Origin of the sequence: Hymenobacter duratus (assembly GCF_014698995.1) — a bacterium.
Lineage (GTDB): Bacteria > Bacteroidota > Bacteroidia > Cytophagales > Hymenobacteraceae > Hymenobacter > Hymenobacter duratus.
Map to the genome: position 1 here is coordinate 25,291 of NZ_JACWZZ010000005.1, position 17,836 is coordinate 43,126.

Genomic DNA, 17,836 nt, shown 5'->3' on the forward strand with positions numbered 1-17,836 from the left:
GTTTTTTCATGTATTGTGCGGCTCATCAGCAGATATTTCCCCAATAGTAGCAAGAAGTTGCTGGCCATAACTTCAGCATAGGAAGAGCACCAGAAATTTGCCGGATATGTTGAAAATTTCTGGCGCATGAGCAGCTGGATTCTGTATCTTACGCCTGCTCTGTCCTTCGCTCTCAGGTTCTTATCGGCCTATCTACTTGCTTCTATTGTACTCGCGCATCAGCTATTTTACCCTGCTTTTGGCACTGCTGCTGGCAGGAGCGCCAGCAGGCTGGGCGCAACAACTGCAGGTAACAGGCCGCATTACGGAGGCTGCTACTGGCAAGCCGGTTCCGTTTGCGTCCGTATTCGTGCCCGGCACTACAACCGGCGCTACCGCCGACGAAAACGGCCGCTACCAGCTCAGCACGGCGCCTGCCGATACGCTGGTGGCTTCAGCAATGGGTTTTGCTCCGCTCCGAAAAGCGCTAAAACGCCAGGCGGCCCGCCAAACCATTGATTTTGCGCTGGGCTCAGGAGCTGTATCGCTGGGGGAAGTGGTAGTACGCCCCCACGAAAACCCGGCCTACGTGATTATGCGCCGCGTGCAGCAGCACAAGGCCCGCAACAACAAGCAGCAGCTGGATGCCTTCGAGTTCGACTCCTACAACCGCACCGAAATCAGCCTCAACAACCTGCCTGACCAAGTAAGCCGGCGCAAAGTGCTGCGCCAGATGACTGCCGTAGCCGACAGCCTGGGGCTGGAGCGCGGAGCCGATGGCAAGCCGGTGGTTCCCATTTTCGCCTCTGAGATGCTTTCCCGCTACTATGTGCTGCGCCAGCCAGTGCGGCGGCGCGAGGAAATCCGGCATACCCAGATGCGCGGCATGGCCCCGCGTGAAGGCTCAGTGGTTTCGCAGGTTACAGGCTCGTCGTTTCAGGACTGGGACTTCTACCGCAACTGGCAGCAGATAATGGGCAAGGATTTCGTGTCGCCGATTGCTGACGGCTGGAAGTTCTCCTACGAGTATGAGCTGCAGGACTCGCTGTTCATCGGCCAGGACTACTGCTACCAGCTGGCCGTGGCACCGCGCCGGCCGCAGGATCTGGCCTTCACCGGCACCATCTGGATTACGGCCGACACCTATGCTCTGCGCCGCATCGATGTGCATGTGAGCCCGGAGGCCAACCTCAACTTCATTGATCAGATTCGGGTGTGGCAGGAGCTGACCCCAACGGCTGCCGGGCCATGGCTGCCATTGCGTACCCGCGTGGTGGTCGGCATCCGGCCTACCAAGCAGAGCACCGGCGTAGTGGCTCGCTTCGTCACCGTCAATTCGGCTTTTGAGGCGCAGAAGCCGCACCCGCTGGCCTTCTACGACCGGCCGCTGGAAACCGTGACCAACGCCCCGAAGCTGCCCGCCGACTTTTTTGAGAAGAACCGGCCCGATACCCTTTCAGTGCAGGAGCAACGCACGCTGATGGTATTGGACTCGGTGCGCAAACTGCCGGCGGTCCGCTCGCTGCTGGAAGTGGCCGATGTGGTGGTGAACGGCTACTACCGGGTGGGCAAATTCGATGTAGGACCGGTACTGGCCACGCTCGGCTACAACAACATTGAAGGGCTGCGGCCCCGCATTGGGTTCCGCACTACCCCTGAAATAAGCCGCGACTGGACACTACGCGCCTATTTGGCCTACGGCACCCGCGACGGCCGCTTCAAGTACGGCGCCCGGGCCACCCACGTCCTCGACCGCCGTACCTGGACTACCATCGGCTTCGAATACCGCCACGACCTGGACCAGGTAGCGTTGCTTGATAACGACTACGCCCTTGAAAATCCACTGTTTGAGGCCTCGGCTCGCCTCGGCAACATTGATCGGGGCCGTCCCGTCCTGCGCGACCTGTCTTCCCTGTCGCTGCAGTCGGATTTGTTCCGGGGCTTCACCCAGAAAGTAACCTTCCGCCACCAGCAGTTCCGCCCGCTCTACCGCTTCGCCTACTACACCGGCGACTCGCGGCTGGGAGCTCCCACCGAAGATCAGTTCGGCGTTTCGGAGATTGTATTGGAGTCGCGCTACGGGCCCGACGAAGTGCTGGTACAGAACGAAAATCAGAACCGCCGCACATCCATTGGACTGAAGCGGCTGCCTGTCACGACACTACGCTACACGCTGGGCCTCAACCGGTTTTTGGGCGGCGACTTCCGCTACCATAAGCTCAATCTACTCATCACGCAAAGCGTGCGGCTGGGCCAGTTGGGGCGGAGCACTTACACGCTCGATGCGGGCTACATCCCGAGCACCGTGCCGTATCCGGTGCTGAAAGCACACCTCGGCAACCAGTCGCCGTTCTACAATGCCGGTGCCTATAACCTGATGCGCTACTTTGAGTTCGTGAGTGACCGGTACGTGGCCCTGCGTCTCGACCATCATTTTGAAGGCTTCCTGCTCAACTCGGTACCTGCTATCAAGAAACTCAACTGGCGCTTGGTAGCTACCGGCAACATACTGTATGGGGCCGTAGCCCGCGCCAACGATGCCATTATTCCGCGCCTCGACCCCGAAAGTGGCGAGCCGCTGCCCCGGTTTCAGCCACTAGGGCGCCTACCTTATGCTGAAGTGGGCTATGGCGTGGAAAATATCTTTCGGGTAGCCCGCGTTGACTTGCTTCACCGCCTTACCTATCGTAACTCGCCCGGGGCTCGTAACTTTGGGGTGAAATTCAGCTTACAGTTCCGGCTGTGAGGCAAATAAGCCGCGCTGCTTTGCGGAAATCTGCTGCACAGATGGTTATCCATTACTGAATGCAACCCCGGAGCTGGTTTCAGGCTCCTTAATGAATCAAACTTCTCCGCTTTTTGTAAGAGAACTTATGGCATACGAAGTAGACAACCTGACCCTGGCCGAAGCCACCCGCCACGCTCCCTTTGTGGACTATGCCCGTTGCATCGACGCCAGCCAACGCCCTTATAACCACGTAGGTGACTGGCCCGAGGAAGGCGGCTTGTACCCGGTACGCGTGGTAGACTCCCGCACCGAAGGCATGGGCCTGATCCATGTGCTCGGCTTTCAGGGCGAGGCTCCCTTTTACAACGCCTTTGCCCCGCACCGCTTTGAGGTTATCCTGACGGTGTGGCTGAACTAGCCTGACACTTCCCTAAACAGAACGGGCCGGTCTACAGATGTAGGCCGGCCCGTTCTGTTTTATGCTTCAGATATCAGATACTAGAGAGCAAACTAGGCTAAAAAAGAACGACCCGGCTGCCGAATGGCAACCGGGTCGTCGGAGGTAGCGGGGACTGGACTCCCCAACAATAACATGAATTCCACTAATGTTAATCAAAAACTCAATCAGGGCTTATCTTAAGGTATTTTGGTTTGTTGTTTACATAGCTATTCACTAGATTTACTGTGTAACAACTGTGTAAATCAGTAGGACATGAAGCCCCAGCCCCGCAAACCTCAGACCCGTAACGCCGCCTCAACTAAACTCAGGCTGGTTAACATCAGCCAGAAATCTGGATTGGGTTCTATCGTGGTGCAATACAGCCACAGCGGCAAAGTCAAGTGGTTTACCACGGGCCAACGGGTCACAAGTGGACAATGGCAGGAAGCAAAGCAAGAGATTAAGGCCGGTGCCCTAGATGACAACACACGGCCCAAAGCAGAGCAAAACCAGACTGCTAAAGCCAACGCACATATCCGCACTGTGAAGGCTAACCTAGACGGAATTATAACCGCCTACATCCAAGCCCACGGCGAAAAGCCCAGCCTTGTCACCTTAGAGGCTCAATACAATCTGCTAAAAGCTCCTGAGGCCCCAGCTATCCCAGACCGTACAAACGTTTTGGAGGCACTAGAATCCTTCATTCAGAACAAAGACGTAAAGCCCAACAGCCTCAAAGCATACACGTCCCTGCGGCAGAACCTTCGACTCTATGCCCCGGCAGCCGCTTGGGAAGTGGAAACGCTTACCATTGCCGATTTTGAGGCTTTTCAAAAATGGTTAGTTGGGAGGGAGTTTCACAATACCACGGTAGAACGCCGAGTCATTGCTATGAAGAAATTTCTAGAATCACATACTGATAAACTTACCTTCCACCACCGGGATCTGAAGCCAATATATAAGGTAAAAGCTCCAAAGAACTTGATAGTTGTAACACTAGATACTGACGAATTGAAGGCGTTAGAAGCTCTCGACCTAAGCACCCAGCCTAGGCTAGAGCGAATTAAAACCTTGTTCTTGTTGCAGTGCTGGACTGGCTTGCGCTTCTCAGATGTTATCTATCTGAACTCAACTCATGTGCATAACGGCGTGGTGAATACTGACATCGACAAAACCGGGGATTTTTCGTCGGTACCGTTATTTCCGGCTTCAAAGCGGATACTGGATAGCATTGGACCGAATCCCATCACGGTAACCAACCAAGAGTACAACCGGGTCATCAAAGACGTTATCCGCATTCTTTCTGAGCAAGTTCCCAATCTTCAAAGGGAAATAACTCAATTTCACCAAGTTGGTAATGTAAGAGTAAAGGAAACAAAAGCGAAATGGCAATGGATAACGACCCATACGGCCCGCCGCACCTTTATTACTATGTGCATAGAAAAGGGTGTTGCACAGCACTTTGTAATGAAGTGGTCAAATCACTCAGATGCCCGCAGCTTCCGGAAGTATCAGAACGTAGTGCAAGGTGAAACGGCAGCAGCACAACAGTTGATAGAAGCCTTTGAAGCCAGTTAATACCACTGGCTATTTTGACTTTGCATCATAGATATTTCCTTCTTGTAAGGAGCTGTTACGTATAGATATGTAGTTTTTTATATGCTTTATAGACTCCGATAAAGGGCGTTATGAGGGAAAAAACAACGATAACAATAGAATGATTGATTATGCAAAGCTTTGGTGTACAGACTCATGCGGTGCAGGAGTCCAGTATCCCCCCCGCCCTATAGGAGGAGGAGGCCCCTCCCCTTTAAAAAGTAGGAGGTACGCGCACAGAATTTTTGGGAAGAAGTATTCTGTAAATCAGGATTATAATAAAATATAAAGGGTTAGACTTTAGAAGTTGAAATTCTAAGGCTACGTTGAGGGTGTAGCTTAATATCATCGCTACTTCTGCCTCACTTTTGAGGAACTACCCAATCCGCATTGAGACAGGGTGGCAAGAATAATACCCAAAGCCAATCCCTTATTTCTTATGTGGTAGGGGACGGCCTTTGGCACAAGGGAGAGAATGCAGCGAAGCGGAATGAAAAACCGCAGTAGTCACCGCTACTCTCCTGCCTATTAACCTTCACCATTATATGATTGAGTATGACATGCTCAAATTACAATTACCACTCCATTACGTTGACGTTAACACTAGTTCTAACGAATGGAAGGAAAGCGGATCTATGGGAGCCGTTTGCAAGCTTAGGGTTGGCAGCCTGAAAGAAAAGAAAGCCCGGCACTACCCGCACAATTCAATTTCTGCTGTACGTCCGGGAATCAACTACATAGAAGTTGATTACACTCAACGAGTGGTCACAATTCGCATAACCGGCAAAATACTCCCTAGCTCAAACAAACTTATCAACCGAGAAACCATCTGGGAAGCATTTGAAGCCGTGAATAATACCGGCCTTATACGAATTGACTTAGTAGAAGCGTACCGCGAAGCTCTTGTACTGGCCTCTGATGCGACGCAAGACCACCGCATGAAGTATGCCCCGGCTCACTATACCCGGTGCGTCAGTAGGTATAATACTGGCCGCCAATACATCGAAGCTCGCAGCTATGCTCCCAACTTCCAGCTACAGCGCACGGTGAAAACAGCCCGAAACGCCCGGACATTAACGGCTTATGACAAGCACAGAGAGGCTCCGCAAGCGGGTTATCATCCCAATACATTACGATTAGAATTGCGGCTCACTTCGTTTGAAATGATGCGCAAATACTTTGGGTTGGGTAAAGGGCATATTCTACTATCTGCAGCCCTAGAATCATCTGCTAATCCCATTGCACAGGTATTTGATGAAGTATTGAAAGGCATTCAGTTGCCCGTATTACATAGTATACAAGCCCCTGATGCTTCTCCACTCACACCCCGCGAGGCCGCATTTAGCTCTCAATTGACGTTTGACGACAAAGCACTATTTGCCCGCTTGAAAGAGTTGTCATTCAACCTTGCTCCACTACAGCACGAATTAACGGGTAATAAGAATGCAGCCCGTAAGCTCAAGCCATATCAAGAATTACTTACCTGCTGGCAAGCCTTTACCTCTGATTCAAGCCACGATATGGAACTGATCCGGGAATTGATGGAAAGAATTAGAAACCCCAATGCTCGTAACCTGCTGAGCGTTCGCTAAAAATATTGTCATCCCTGTCAAGGTATCAAGGTAAACTAAGTATCTTAGCTACAGGTCTTCTTGATAACAAGCATGCGCATTATACTATGTATTGCTACCTCACTACTATTAACTGTAGGGATGTATGATGTGAAAGGACAGGCTGCAGTACCTGTAAGTCCTTCACAAGGGCAAGTTGCCGAACTAAAACGAGAGAACATCAGACTCAAAGAAGATTTAGCTCAACTGAGAGAGGACGTTGATAGGCTAAAGCAGATTCACAGCGAGGACAACGCTAGAGCCAAGGAACAGCAAAAGGAAATCTCTGATGACGTTAAGGACATAAAGCCATTTGCTGAGTACTGGAAGCTTTTCCTTTTGTCGATAGTAGGAGTTGGTAGCCTGTGGGGCCTTTGGATTTACTTCAAAACTATTCCTGCAATAGCAAAGAAGGAGTTCGAGGCCCGTATGTCGTCTATTTTTCAAGACAAAGCTGATGACTTGTATGCTTTGATGAGTGGCTATGATTTAGATCAAGCAATAAAGAAAAAGTACAAGATTGTATTGTTGAGTCACATGGATGATGGTTATCACCGTACTCTGTTAACGGAAAATGGATTTGAAGTCGAATACCATCCTAGGATTGCATCACTGTCTGAAGCAAATACATTTGCCTCAATACAACCTGAAAACGTTGTAATAATTAACAACGAAGATGGACACTGGGACCCTGAGCAGGTACAGACGTTTATCAATGGGGTCCCTAACCATTGCTTTTATATCGGTAAGCACCACGTGCCAATACAAGGGGAAGCACTTCATCGCTTTGCTGCTGTCAATTTTCGGGCACAATTCATTGGGAACTTGATGAATGTGCTCAGGTACAGATCGTAACGAAAAATAAATCAAAGCCAATGCCACTACCTGCCTCTTACTTTAACGATTTCTTAAGAGAAATTCGTCTTACGAGTAGCCAACGTGACGACCTGATAACTGGGCATAAAACCCTCCGAAAGCGTCTGGAGCAAGACGCAGAACTAAGCAAAATAATCGTCAGCACCTTCTTGCAAGGGAGCTACCGTCGTGCTACAGCTCTACGACCACTTGGTGAGAAGCGGGCAGATGTTGACGTGATAGTTGTAACCAACCTAGATAGAAATACACACACACCAGCTGAGGTAATAGCCTTATTCGAGCCATTCTGCGAAAAGCATTATAAGGGCAAATACGAGGTACAAGGTAGGTCAATAGGAATAGAGCTTTCCTATGTTGACCTAGACATTGTAGTTACTTCTGCTCCGTCTCAGGTGGATCAAACTAAGCTGAGGGCTGCCAGCGTCGTTACGAATGAAAGCTTAGAAGATGCCATTGATTGGCGCTTAGTACCTCAGTGGGTGGAGTTTAGCCAGAGAACGGGAGCGGTTGCCCTGTTGACAGAACAGATACGGGCCCAAGCAGAATGGCAGCTAGAGCCATTGTGGATTCCAGATCAGGACGCTCAAAATTGGGCAGAAACGGATCCTTTAGAACAAATACGTTGGACAAGAGATAAGAATAAGGAGACCAACAAACACTTTGTTAATGTCGTCAAGGCTATCAAATGGTGGAGAACCCTCCGTTTGACGGATTTGAGATATCCCAAAGGTTATCCTATTGAGCACATGGTAGGCGACTGCTGCCCTGATGGGATTACCTCGGTTGGAGAAGGTGTCGCAAGGACGTTAGAGGGCATTGTTAGCGCATACAAACTCAACCGATTACTGAAAAGTACACCTTCGTTATCTGACCGTGGAGTTCCTGCGCACAACGTGTGGAAGCGAGTGTCCAATGATGATTTCGTGGCTTTTTATGACCGTGTGCAGGCCGCAGCAGTTATTGCCAAGGAGGCTCTAGACGCGAAAACCAACAAAGTGGAAGCCACTAAATGGCGGGAGCTATTTGGCAATAAGTTTCCCGATGCACCCGATGACGAAGGTGATGATCACGGCAGCGGCCCTGATAAAACAGGAGGCTTCACTGCGAGAAACAGTAGTTCTAATCCTGCCGGAACCAGATTTGCTTAGGATTGACCTCGAATGGAGCCTACAGCCGAGTTGCTTCTTGGTCGGAGACATATTGAAGGCGTTTCTGGCTACGAACTCGTAGATGATTTTGAATGGAGTAGCAAGAACCAGCGGTGGGTTTTGCAGTTCCAGCTTACTCTTCCTTTAAATGAGGAAGGAGTAAACGGGATTATACCCAATACAACACGTTGGTATTTGCTAGTTAGCTCGTCTTATCCGCAAGGCGAAATTGATATCTATCCTGCAAAGGAGGACGGAATAACCGTCACTTTTCAGCATCAAAACTATAATCACGCTGGTGGTAGCGCCCCTTGGCGTAAAGGGAATCTATGCGTGAACACGGGTCTGCGTAGCTTCTCTAGACGCGGGTATGATTCTGAGCCATATGATCCCGCCAAGCGTCTCAGATGGCATATTCAGCGTTGTAAGTTGTGGCTGGAATTAGCCAATATAGGGCAGTTAAGCGTCATAGGTGAACCGCTGGAATTGCCTCACTACCCAACTAAGACACTTAAGACAATTGCTTTCTCAGAGAATGCAAAGAGCTTCGCTAACTGGCAGCTTCTGCCTGACCGAGCGGGACTAGTGCGATTGAAGCAGTTGAACGCGAAGCTCGGTGTTTTTTATACTGAAAGCTTTCAAGGCAAAGCCAACAAGACAATTGTAGATATGACCTGGGGTACTTTCCTCACCGAATCTAATTTCAGTGAGACGTCAGGTATATGGATTATGCTGAAAGATATCGTAGTGCTAGAGCCTTGGCAAGCACCTGCCACATGGGAGGAATTAGCAAAAATTGCTGAAAATCAAAATATTGATATAATAAAATTAGCTAGAGAGACTTACTGTAAAGCTTGGAAATTTCAGCCTTCAATACTCCTCTTGGGATTTCCTATTCCGGAGAAGGTAGGCGAGGATCCAATACAGTTACACTGGCTGGCGGTTCAACTTGACAAGCCTCCAACTTTCAAGGGCTTTCGTCCAAAATCTGCTGAACTACCTAAAGCTTGCGCTAGCTACATCTTTCGTAAAACAAGTACAATAGAGTGGTTGACAACAGAGAATTGGGATCGTGCTCAGGTCAGTTCTAGAGGAAAGTTGCCCTCTTCGATAATTGGCCATAACATCTTAGTGATTGGTGCAGGCTCCCTAGGCTCTGCTTTAGTAGAGTTGTTAGCACGCGCTGGCTGCATCCACATAACAGTGCTTGACAATGATATCTTAGAAGTTGGGAACATGGCTAGGCATGTTTTGACTCTAGATGATCTGAAAAAGAGTAAATCAGAGTCTCTAGTTCGACGAGTAAATAAGATTTTCCCTTCAATCAACGCGGTAAGTAATACAAAGAGTATTCGCGAGGCTTTGCGGATCAATAATGATTTCCTATTGGGCTTTTCATTAATAATAGACGCAACTGCTAGCGACCAAGTGCTCTATGAGTTAGCAAGAGCTAATTTTTTAAATGGAAGCATATTCGCCTCTTTCTCATTGGGGCTGTATGCTCACCGCGTATTTTGCTATACAGCTCCTTTTCATAGTGATATAGATTCGGACTTCAACAACAATATGGATAAGTGGATGGAGAAGGAACAGGCTGCCTATCATGAGGCGGAAGAGTTGCCTCGCGATGGCCTAGGGTGCTGGCATCCATTGTTTCCGGCAAGGAGTGATGACGTCTGGATGCTAACTGCAGTTGCTCTTAAGACCCTAGAATCTTTTATCATCAATGAGGTAAAATCAACATCATTTTCTGTTTTTGAACAGAGTTATATTGATGGGGCTTTTGCTGGCATAATAAAAGCCAAGCTCTAGATATGACTCACTTCATATCTGCAAATAAGGACTTCAATTTGTTCCTTAGCAAGAAGTTGCTTGAAGAGGTGGTTAATTATTGCCGTATAGCTCATCGCAACGAAACAGGGGGCATTATCATAGGAAGCTATTCAGCTGACCTTAGTGGTGCAACAGTGAGTAAAATAATGGGGCCACCTGTAGATTCACGCAGTGGATTCAGTTGGTTTGAAAGAGGTACAGAAGGCGTAAAAAAAGCCATGGATGACCTTTGGCAGAAGCAACAGCAGTTCTACCTAGGTGAGTGGCACTACCATCCATACTCATCGCCCAATCCTAGCCGTAGGGACTTACTGCAGATGCGCGAAGTTGCTGAAGATCCGAATTTCGCCTGCCCTGAACCTATCATGCTGATAGCAGGGGGGAACCCTAAGAAGTCTATGCTTTTTAGAGCCTTTGTCTTTCCGGCAGGAAAGATGGTAGAATTGTTACCTACAGGCGAAGAACATGAGGGTTAGCTTGGCCCGCACACTGGGCGTCGAGCCTCACGAAGGGAATAAATTCTAGCGTAGGCGCTTCAAGTAATGCGCAACGTCAGTTTCCCGCACTCGCCACGAGGCCCGCACCCCTGACACTCCTTTGTTGGAGTTATCCGCCCCCAACCGCCCACGGGCAATTTCATCCCGTACAAACTTCTCAGAGCGTCTTAACCGCTTAGCTACCTCCCTGACGGTCAGAACTGTATCAGCATAAGAAGCAACAGGGGTAGCCGTGTGTTGTTTCAATGCTTCAAGTGCAGCCAAAGTCAAAAGCTCTTGTAGTTCTTGAGGAGTAAGTAAGGCAAGTTTCGTATTGATTTCCATTGATCTTATACCAGCGTCCGAACTGAATTGTTACAATTTGACGCCTCTTGGGTACACCGTTCTAATGGAAAGCTTGAGAAATTAATCGAATTATTCACCCTCAACGAGTGTAACTGTGTATTAGCTGTGTAAATGCGAAACAAAAAACCCGGAAGCTTCTCATTATGAGAGACTTCCGGGTTATCTAGGTAGCGGGGACTGGACTCGAACCAGTGACCTTTGGGTTATGAGCCCAACGAGCTACCAACTGCTCCACCCCGCACTGTTTGGTAATGCAAATGTAAGAGGATTTTTTGGGGAAACGCTATCCAAGGTTATAATAAGCCCCAACTTGTTGCTTGCAGCCTGATTGTCAGTCGGAAAAATTTACTCCCGCAGCTGTGCTAGAAGCGGCTGGTGATGCCAAAATGAATTTTACCGGCGCCCAACGCCAGCTTTTGCTGCTGGTCGCGGCCGAGGGCGTACACGAACTGAAACTGCCCGGCCCCGGTGCGGAAGCTCAGGCCCACTCCCAAGCCGGTAGGAGTATTCTTATTGGAAGCCGTTTCGATGTCGAGGCGCAGGTAGCCCTGGTCGGCGAAGGCGAAAACGTAGGCATCGGGCCCGGTGAACTGCCGGTATTCTAGCGTGCCGATGGCGTATTGGCTGGCGTAGAAATTCAGCTCATTGAAGCCGCGCAGCGTGGCCAGCCCGCCTACCCTGAACATGTCGTTCAGAAACAGGCGGCGGTTGAACAGTGCCTCTCCCCGCACCCGGACCAGCAGCACCCCGCCCCGCCCGATACGGTTGTAGCGTTCCAGCCGCGTGCTCACGCTTACCTGGGTAGTGCGCAGCGGCAGGCTGGAATAGAGTTCCTCTTTGAGCTGAGCGTTCTTGCTGATGATTTTGCTGCCCACGGCCGCCTGCCCGCCGGCCAGCACGCCGGTGCGCGGGAAATAGGGGTCGTCGAGGGTGGTCCAGGTGTAGTCGAGGCCGTAGGAGGTGAAGCGGGTGTCGATGTTGGGCGGCAGGGCCGTAGCGAGGCTATCGACGAACAGCAGGCGGGAGCTGCGCCACTCCGTGAAAAAGCCGATGCGCCCGGCCCGCGCCGTAGGGTACGTCACCTGCAGGCGCGGCCGCAGCGTCTGAAAGGCGTTGATGGGGTCGGTCTGGCGGTAGAGGTTGAAGGTGCCGCCCAGCTCCAGCGGCGTCCCGAAGAAGGTGGGGTGGCTGTACTGCGCGTCTAGCTGCTGGGAGTTGGCATCTACCTTGCGCCACTGCAGCCCCAAGCCCTTGCCCCCGCCCTTGATGTTGCGCAGCGCAATCGTGACGTCGCCGGTGAGCTGCACGCGCTTCTGGCCGAGTGTAGGCGTAGGATTGGGCAGCACACCCACAATGGCATCGAACTGGTTGGCAGTGCGGTCTTCGAGCAGCAGGTAGACCCGCGCCCGGCCTTTGGCGAAGCGCACTTCGGGCTCGGCTTTGAGCTGCAGATACGGCAACTGGCGCAGCCGGCGGGCGGCTTCGTCGATGCGCTGCTGGCTGAAGGGCTGGTTGGGAAAAATCTGCAGGTACTTGGTCAGGAACCGTTTCTTGGTTTTGGTATTGCCCACAATCTGCAGCGAGTCGAAGACAATGGCCGGACCACGCTCCAGCAACACGCGGCCCTCAATGTCGGCACCGCGCAGCTGCACCGAGTCGAGGCGGACGGTAGCGAAAGGGAAGCCCTGGTTTTCAGCCTCTGTGAGTACACGCTGCTGCAGCCGGCTCCACTCCTGCGGCTGAAACGGCTGCTCGCGGTAGAGCTTTTCGCGGTAGCCGGCCCGCGTCAGCAGCCCGTCGCCGAGGTTGCCGTTGCGCAGCCGCGCCCACCGAAACTGCTCCCCGATGTAGAGCCGCACCCGCACTGTGTCGCGCCGCCAACTGATATCGTCGGCGGAGGCCGTGAGGTAGGACTGGCTTTGCAGCGCCAGCACCAGCTCACGCATCTCCCGCAGGGCCGTCAGCGAATCGAGCACTACGGCCCGGGTGCGGTAGCGGCGCAGCACGGCGCGGTCGGCCGCTTCGGTATCGAATACCAGCACGCGGGGCCGCCGCACGGGCAAGGCCGCACGGACTGGCCGGGTTGGCCGGACTGAATCGGGGCGAGTGGCGCGCTGGGTGCTGTCGGGCCGCAGGGCGCGGGCCGTGTCTGAGGGCAGCGGTGCCTGTACGGGCGGCAGGTTCAGGTTGAGCGGCGTGGCCGGCGTGGTTTGCGCCCACGCGGCGCCCGGGCTGCCTGTCAGCAGCCAGCACCAACCCAGAAAAAGCAGTAAGCGGGCAGCCATGATGGCAAGTAAACGCGAAACGTGGGTTTTCGTGCGTTGTGGGTGGACGCTATAATTGGATTGGGGGTAAGTTGACTTTCGCGGCTACGTATCAACAGTGCTGTCCCATTTCTATATCTTTAGGCTATTCAGTAGCAGAAATTGAGTATTGGAGGACGGCCTATAGAATGGCATAACATAGACAACGATGGGGTATAAAAGTATTTGTCTAGAATGCAGATTAGCATGGAACAGACCTTTGGACCCTGGCTCTGCTAGGCTTTACCCATGTTCAAGGTGCGGTAAACCAATGACGCTTTTATCTCACAGATTCAGGCCTCCTAGAAAGACAGATGACCAAGGATGGAAAACAGTTACATACCTCATAAAGAGTGGATTCCCTTATGACCACGTTTATCAGAAAATAGAAACTCCTAACGGAGTACCGAATTATCATACCTATGCAGAATACCCTGATAATATCAGGGACGCTAAAGAATTTGTAGAGAAGTACAAAGACCAAGCACGAAAATGAGTAATTCAGCAACTGCCTCCTCCACACGTAGATTGGTATAGCGTACGCACTGTGTATCGACTTGGCTAGGACTCATCCGAGTCCGACTCATCCTATCTGTACGAAGAGAGAATTGTAGTCCTGCAATCAATTTCTTTTGACGCTGCCGTTGCACAAGCAGAGCAGGAAGCTGCGACTGAATCAGGAATTGCCTACCTGGGGTTTGTAAACGTGTTCAAGATTGTTGACGACAGCATTATCAACAACACAGAAGTATACTCCTTGGCAAGAGAGAGTAGACTGGGTTCAAACGATTATCTGGACCGGTTCTTCGATACAGATGCTGAGAGAACCAAGATGGATTAGCGTCTGGAAAAGCGGCAGCCTGCCCGCCCACGCTCCCTACCGTATCTTTGCCCTCCCGTAGCGCCACGCCCCATTTCCGCGCCGCCTCCTACCTGCCAATGCCTGGACTTTACCTCCATATTCCCTTCTGCAAGCAGGCCTGCCACTACTGCGACTTTCACTTCAGCACCAGCATGGCCCTGAAAAGCCGGCTCGTGGAGGCCATTACGCAGGAGCTAGCGCTGCGCGCCGACTACCTGGGCCCGCAGGCGACACTGGAAACCATCTATTTCGGCGGCGGCACCCCTTCCTTGCTGACTCAGGCCGAACTCGACCAGATTTTTGAGGCCATTCACCGGCACTTTCGGGTGGCGGCGGATGCAGAAGTCACGCTGGAAGCCAACCCCGACGACCTGACGCCGCAGAAGGTGCGCGAGCTGGCGGCCTCGCCCGTCAACCGGCTCAGCATCGGGCTGCAGAGCTTCCACGAGCCGCACCTGCGCCTGATGAACCGGGCACATTCGGCGCAGGAATCCACGGCGGCGGTGCGGCTGGCGCAGGACGCGGGCTTCGAGAATATTTCGGTGGATCTGATTTATGGCGTGCCCGCCGCCGACCACAGCATCTGGGAGCAGGATATGGCGGCGGCCTTTGCGCTGGGTGTCCCGCACCTTTCCTGCTACGCCCTCACCGTGGAGCCCGACACCGTGTTTGGCCGGCGCCAGCAGAAAGGCACGTTCCGGCCGCCGCCCGACGAGTTCGTGGCCCGGCAGTTTGAGCTGCTGCTCCTAGAAATGGCCCGCCACGGCTACCAGCAGTACGAAATCAGCAACTTCTGCCGGCCCGGCCGCGAGTCGCGGCACAACTCGGCGTACTGGCGCGGCGTGCCGTATCTGGGCCTCGGGCCGAGCGCGCACTCCTTCAACGGCAGCAGCCGGCAATACACCCTCGCCAACAACCCACAGTACGTGGCGGCCGTGCTGGAACGGGCCGAAGTGCCGGCCACCGTGGAGCACCTCACGCCCCTGGACCGCGCCAACGAGTATCTGATGACCAGCCTGCGTACCGCCCAGGGCACCGACCTGCGCCACCTGCGCGACGCCCTCGGCGTGGATCTGCTCACGCAGCAGGCCGCATATCTACGTGAGCTGCAGGCTACCGGCCTAGCCAGTCTGGGCCCGGATGATGTGTTGCGTCTCACCGACAAAGGCAAGCTGCTGGCCGACCACATCACGCTGACGCTGTTTCAGAGCTAAGCCGTGTGTACCCCAAAGCGGCGCTTCGGTAGGCTGCGCAGTTCGCACGATTGTCGTTCAACGACCGAAGCGACGCTTCGGGGTACAGGCGCAACTGTCGCAAAATTCTTACATTCTTACTGCGCTTGCTCTCTGCCAGTTTGAGCCAGCCCGGCGGCGTACGCAGCAAATTGGGCTGCTTGGTGCGACAGAATCTGAAAAATCCGCGTAATCTTCGGTTATGAGAAGACTGATTGATGCCCTGGCCGACGACACGGACTTTTTCATCGAGCAGGTGCAGATAACTGCCATTGTGTTCGACAACTCGGATGACGTGACCATCTGGGGCACCACGCACTTCGACCAGGAGCCGCACTTCTTCCACCTGGGGCTGCAGTTTCAGCAGCTCGATTTGCTGTTGCGCCTGGCCGCCGACCGGGCCGGCAAGCTGCAGGAAGATGTAGCCGAGGCGCTGGCCACCGTCACGGAGTGGCCCTGCCTGCTGGAATACACATCAGAAACGGAGCCGCCCGTGCCCCTGCCCAATGTGGCTCTGAAACTCTCCTGCACCTACCCCGCCGATGGGCCTTTTGAGGAAGGAGAGGAAGAGGACGAGGCGGAAGAAACCTTTGACATCAGCGTTGACCCAGAAATAGAGAACCCTGATTCCGAGGAATTTGAATCCGGAATGGCACATAATATCTTTTACCTGGAAGGCGTATTTCTGCGCGTGGAGCCTTAGCCCACCAACCTAACGGCCACCCGCGCCTTCTTTACTCCTACCCATACCCTATGTTTTATCTTATTCCCGGGCTGGGCGCTGATGAGCGGGTCTTCCGCAATATTCTGCCCCTGCTGCACGGCAACACCCACGTGTTGCACTGGCTTACGCCCGAACCCGTTGAATCCCTGCCGCACTATGTAGCGCGCATGGCCGAAGCCATTCCGGCGGAGCAGCCCTGCCTGCTGGTGGGCGTGTCGTTTGGCGGAGTGGTAGCGCTGGAAATCTGCCGGATCCGGCCATTGGCCCGCGCTGTACTTGTGAGCAGCGTGCCCGATGCCAGTTGCATGCCCCCGCTGCTGCGCCTGATTCGGGGGAGCGGTGTGTACAAGCTCTTTCCGCCGCAGTGGCTCAAGCTGTTTCCGCGGGCCGGGCAGTGGTATTTCGGAGTGAAGCAGAACGAGTACCCGCTGTTCCGGGAGATTCTGCGCGATATGGAGCCGCGCTACACGCGCTGGGCCATTCAGTGCCTCCTGCATTGGGACAGCACCAACGTGGGTCGGAGCATCCAGATCCTGGGTACCCACGACCGGGTATTTCCGCCCGGCCCCACACCCGTCGACTACCTCATTCCTGGCGGCGGCCACTTCATGATTATCAGCCACGCTCAGGAAATTGCCGACATCCTGAATCGGTTAAACGAAGGAGTGAGCAGTGATGAGGTGAATGGTGACAGGTAAAAAGAGCGTCATTCCGAGCGCAGCGAAGCCGAGGAATCCCGCGTGCTGAAGTTCTGATGGTAATTACCACACTAGCAAGATTCCTCGACTCCGCCGCGCTGCGCTCGGAATGACGTGCAGCCTTTTCCCTAATCACCATTTACCTGCCACCTCATCACCATTCACCCGTCACCCCATCACTAAAAGATGTTCGCTACCTACCCGCACCACGGCCGCACGTTTTCCTTCAACCCGGCCGCGCCGCTGGATATTTCCCTGCCGCTGGCGCCTGGCCCAAACCAAGTGAACTGCTTCTGGGCCGAGCCGGTGCAGTTTGATGTGATTCGGGTGGGCAGCTTTGTGGGCAGTGTGGCCGAGGGCGGCAGCACCAACTACAAGCGGGTGCACCTCACGCCCCACGGCAACGGCACGCACACCGAATGTTACGGCCACATTTCGCCCGACCCGCAGGCAACGCTCAACCGCTGCCTGCGCCGCTTCCTGTTTGTGGCCCGGCTGGTATCGGTGCAGCCCCGCCCGCAACCCAACGGCGACGAAGTAGTGCTGCTGGAAGACTTTCGGCGGGAGCTGGAAGGAGGCCCCGATGCCGCCGTGCGCCCCGAAGCTGTTATTCTGCGCACCCTGCCCAACCACAAAGCCAAGCGCACCCGCCAGTATTCCGGCACTAACCCGACTTACCTGGAACCCGCGCTGGCGCACTATCTGGCCGAGCACCACATCGAGCACCTGCTCCTCGATCTGCCCAGCGTCGACCGGGAAGAAGACGCCGGCCAACTGCTGGCCCACCACGCGTTCTGGCAGTACCCGCACGCTACCCGCAGCCACGCCACCATCACGGAGCTCATCTTCGTGCCCGATGAGGTGGAAGACGGGCTCTACCTGCTCAATCTGCAGGTCACGAGCCTGGAGCTGGACGCCAGCCCGAGCAAGCCCGTGCTCTACGCCCTAACCTAGCAGCCGCCGCAA

General features: G+C 53.5%; 14 protein-coding genes and 1 tRNA gene. 12 read left to right on the forward strand and 3 right to left on the reverse strand.

Annotated features, from left to right (window positions below):
* The first annotated feature begins 196 nt into the window (after positions 1 to 196).
* The 8 genes from IC231_RS18795 (at position 197) to IC231_RS18830 (ending at position 10,685) form a co-directional block, all read left to right on the forward strand.
* Positions 197 to 2,725 carry a DUF5686 and carboxypeptidase-like regulatory domain-containing protein gene (locus tag IC231_RS18795; protein WP_190786029.1) on the forward strand — a complete coding sequence of 843 codons (2,529 nt, stop codon included), beginning with the start codon at positions 197 to 199 and terminating at the stop codon, positions 2,723 to 2,725.
* A 127-nt stretch (positions 2,726 to 2,852) separates the two neighbouring features.
* On the forward strand, positions 2,853 to 3,125 hold the full coding sequence (locus IC231_RS18800) for a hypothetical protein (protein ID WP_190786030.1): 273 nt from the start codon (positions 2,853 to 2,855) through the stop codon (positions 3,123 to 3,125).
* A 294-nt stretch (positions 3,126 to 3,419) separates the two neighbouring features.
* Complete coding sequence (locus IC231_RS18805; RefSeq protein ID WP_190786031.1) at positions 3,420 to 4,724, forward strand: tyrosine-type recombinase/integrase; 1,305 nt, start codon at positions 3,420 to 3,422, stop codon at positions 4,722 to 4,724.
* Between the two features lie 563 nt (positions 4,725 to 5,287).
* Positions 5,288 to 6,334, forward strand: coding sequence for a hypothetical protein (locus IC231_RS18810; RefSeq protein ID WP_190786032.1), 1,047 nt, complete (start codon positions 5,288 to 5,290; stop codon positions 6,332 to 6,334).
* Positions 6,335 to 6,406: 72 nt separating this feature from the next.
* Positions 6,407 to 7,207, forward strand: a complete 801-nt coding sequence (locus IC231_RS18815) for a cell division protein ZapB (protein ID WP_190786033.1) — start codon at positions 6,407 to 6,409, stop codon at positions 7,205 to 7,207.
* Between the two features lie 20 nt (positions 7,208 to 7,227).
* Entirely contained in the window at positions 7,228 to 8,376 is a 1,149-nt protein-coding gene (locus IC231_RS18820; protein ID WP_190786034.1) for an SMODS domain-containing nucleotidyltransferase, read from the forward strand.
* A 12-nt stretch (positions 8,377 to 8,388) separates the two neighbouring features.
* Positions 8,389 to 10,188: a ThiF family adenylyltransferase gene (locus IC231_RS18825; RefSeq protein ID WP_190786035.1), complete on the forward strand. Its 1,800-nt coding sequence runs from the start codon at positions 8,389 to 8,391 to the stop codon at positions 10,186 to 10,188.
* 2 nt (positions 10,189 to 10,190) lie between these two features.
* Positions 10,191 to 10,685 (forward strand): Mov34/MPN/PAD-1 family protein, encoded by a 495-nt coding sequence (locus tag IC231_RS18830; protein WP_190786036.1) that lies wholly within the window; start codon positions 10,191 to 10,193, stop codon positions 10,683 to 10,685.
* A gap of 45 nt (positions 10,686 to 10,730) precedes the next feature.
* Here IC231_RS18830 and IC231_RS20460 read toward each other — a convergent pair whose 3' ends face one another.
* The 3 genes from IC231_RS20460 to IC231_RS18845 all read right to left on the reverse strand — a co-directional run bounded on the left by IC231_RS20460 (position 10,731) and on the right by IC231_RS18845 (position 13,336).
* A complete protein-coding gene (locus tag IC231_RS20460; protein WP_190786037.1) occupies positions 10,731 to 11,030 on the reverse strand; it encodes a helix-turn-helix domain-containing protein in 300 nt (99 codons plus the stop codon).
* Positions 11,031 to 11,219: 189 nt separating this feature from the next.
* A tRNA-Met gene (locus IC231_RS18840) sits at positions 11,220 to 11,292 on the reverse strand.
* Positions 11,293 to 11,413: 121 nt separating this feature from the next.
* Positions 11,414 to 13,336, reverse strand: coding sequence for a BamA/TamA family outer membrane protein (locus IC231_RS18845; RefSeq protein WP_190786038.1), 1,923 nt, complete (start codon positions 13,334 to 13,336; stop codon positions 11,414 to 11,416).
* Positions 13,337 to 14,293: 957 nt separating this feature from the next.
* On the opposite strand from IC231_RS18845, the gene hemW reads away from it, so the two are divergent.
* From hemW to IC231_RS18865, 4 genes are all read left to right on the forward strand, one after another.
* The gene (gene hemW / locus IC231_RS18850; RefSeq protein WP_190786039.1) at positions 14,294 to 15,430 is read left to right on the forward strand and encodes a radical SAM family heme chaperone HemW; all 1,137 of its coding nucleotides are present in this window, start codon (positions 14,294 to 14,296) and stop codon (positions 15,428 to 15,430) included.
* Positions 15,431 to 15,650: 220 nt separating this feature from the next.
* Positions 15,651 to 16,151, forward strand: a complete 501-nt coding sequence (locus tag IC231_RS18855; protein WP_190786040.1) for a hypothetical protein — start codon at positions 15,651 to 15,653, stop codon at positions 16,149 to 16,151.
* Positions 16,152 to 16,201: 50 nt separating this feature from the next.
* On the forward strand, positions 16,202 to 16,870 hold the full coding sequence (locus IC231_RS18860; protein WP_190786041.1) for an alpha/beta fold hydrolase: 669 nt from the start codon (positions 16,202 to 16,204) through the stop codon (positions 16,868 to 16,870).
* A gap of 186 nt (positions 16,871 to 17,056) precedes the next feature.
* Positions 17,057 to 17,824 carry a cyclase family protein gene (locus IC231_RS18865; protein WP_190786042.1) on the forward strand — a complete coding sequence of 256 codons (768 nt, stop codon included), beginning with the start codon at positions 17,057 to 17,059 and terminating at the stop codon, positions 17,822 to 17,824.
* Positions 17,825 to 17,836: the final 12 nt, after the last annotated feature.

Bases quoted from the DNA above. Each gene is read 5' to 3' on its own strand.
- IC231_RS18865 (WP_190786042.1), top strand. From the start codon at position 17,057: ATGTTCGCTACCTACCCGCACCACGGCCGCACGTTTTCCTTCAACCCG.
- IC231_RS18830 (WP_190786036.1), top strand. From the start codon at position 10,191: ATGACTCACTTCATATCTGCAAATAAGGACTTCAATTTGTTCCTTAGC.
- IC231_RS18845 (WP_190786038.1), bottom strand. From the start codon at position 13,336: ATGGCTGCCCGCTTACTGCTTTTTCTGGGTTGGTGCTGGCTGCTGACA.
- IC231_RS18805 (WP_190786031.1), top strand. From the start codon at position 3,420: ATGAAGCCCCAGCCCCGCAAACCTCAGACCCGTAACGCCGCCTCAACT.
- IC231_RS18810 (WP_190786032.1), top strand. From the start codon at position 5,288: ATGATTGAGTATGACATGCTCAAATTACAATTACCACTCCATTACGTT.
- IC231_RS18820 (WP_190786034.1), top strand. From the start codon at position 7,228: ATGCCACTACCTGCCTCTTACTTTAACGATTTCTTAAGAGAAATTCGT.
- IC231_RS18825 (WP_190786035.1), top strand. From the start codon at position 8,389: ATGGAGCCTACAGCCGAGTTGCTTCTTGGTCGGAGACATATTGAAGGC.
- hemW (WP_190786039.1), top strand. From the start codon at position 14,294: ATGCCTGGACTTTACCTCCATATTCCCTTCTGCAAGCAGGCCTGCCAC.
- IC231_RS18860 (WP_190786041.1), top strand. From the start codon at position 16,202: ATGTTTTATCTTATTCCCGGGCTGGGCGCTGATGAGCGGGTCTTCCGC.
- IC231_RS18815 (WP_190786033.1), top strand. From the start codon at position 6,407: ATGCGCATTATACTATGTATTGCTACCTCACTACTATTAACTGTAGGG.
- IC231_RS20460 (WP_190786037.1), bottom strand. From the start codon at position 11,030: ATGGAAATCAATACGAAACTTGCCTTACTTACTCCTCAAGAACTACAA.
- IC231_RS18855 (WP_190786040.1), top strand. From the start codon at position 15,651: ATGAGAAGACTGATTGATGCCCTGGCCGACGACACGGACTTTTTCATC.
- IC231_RS18800 (WP_190786030.1), top strand. From the start codon at position 2,853: ATGGCATACGAAGTAGACAACCTGACCCTGGCCGAAGCCACCCGCCAC.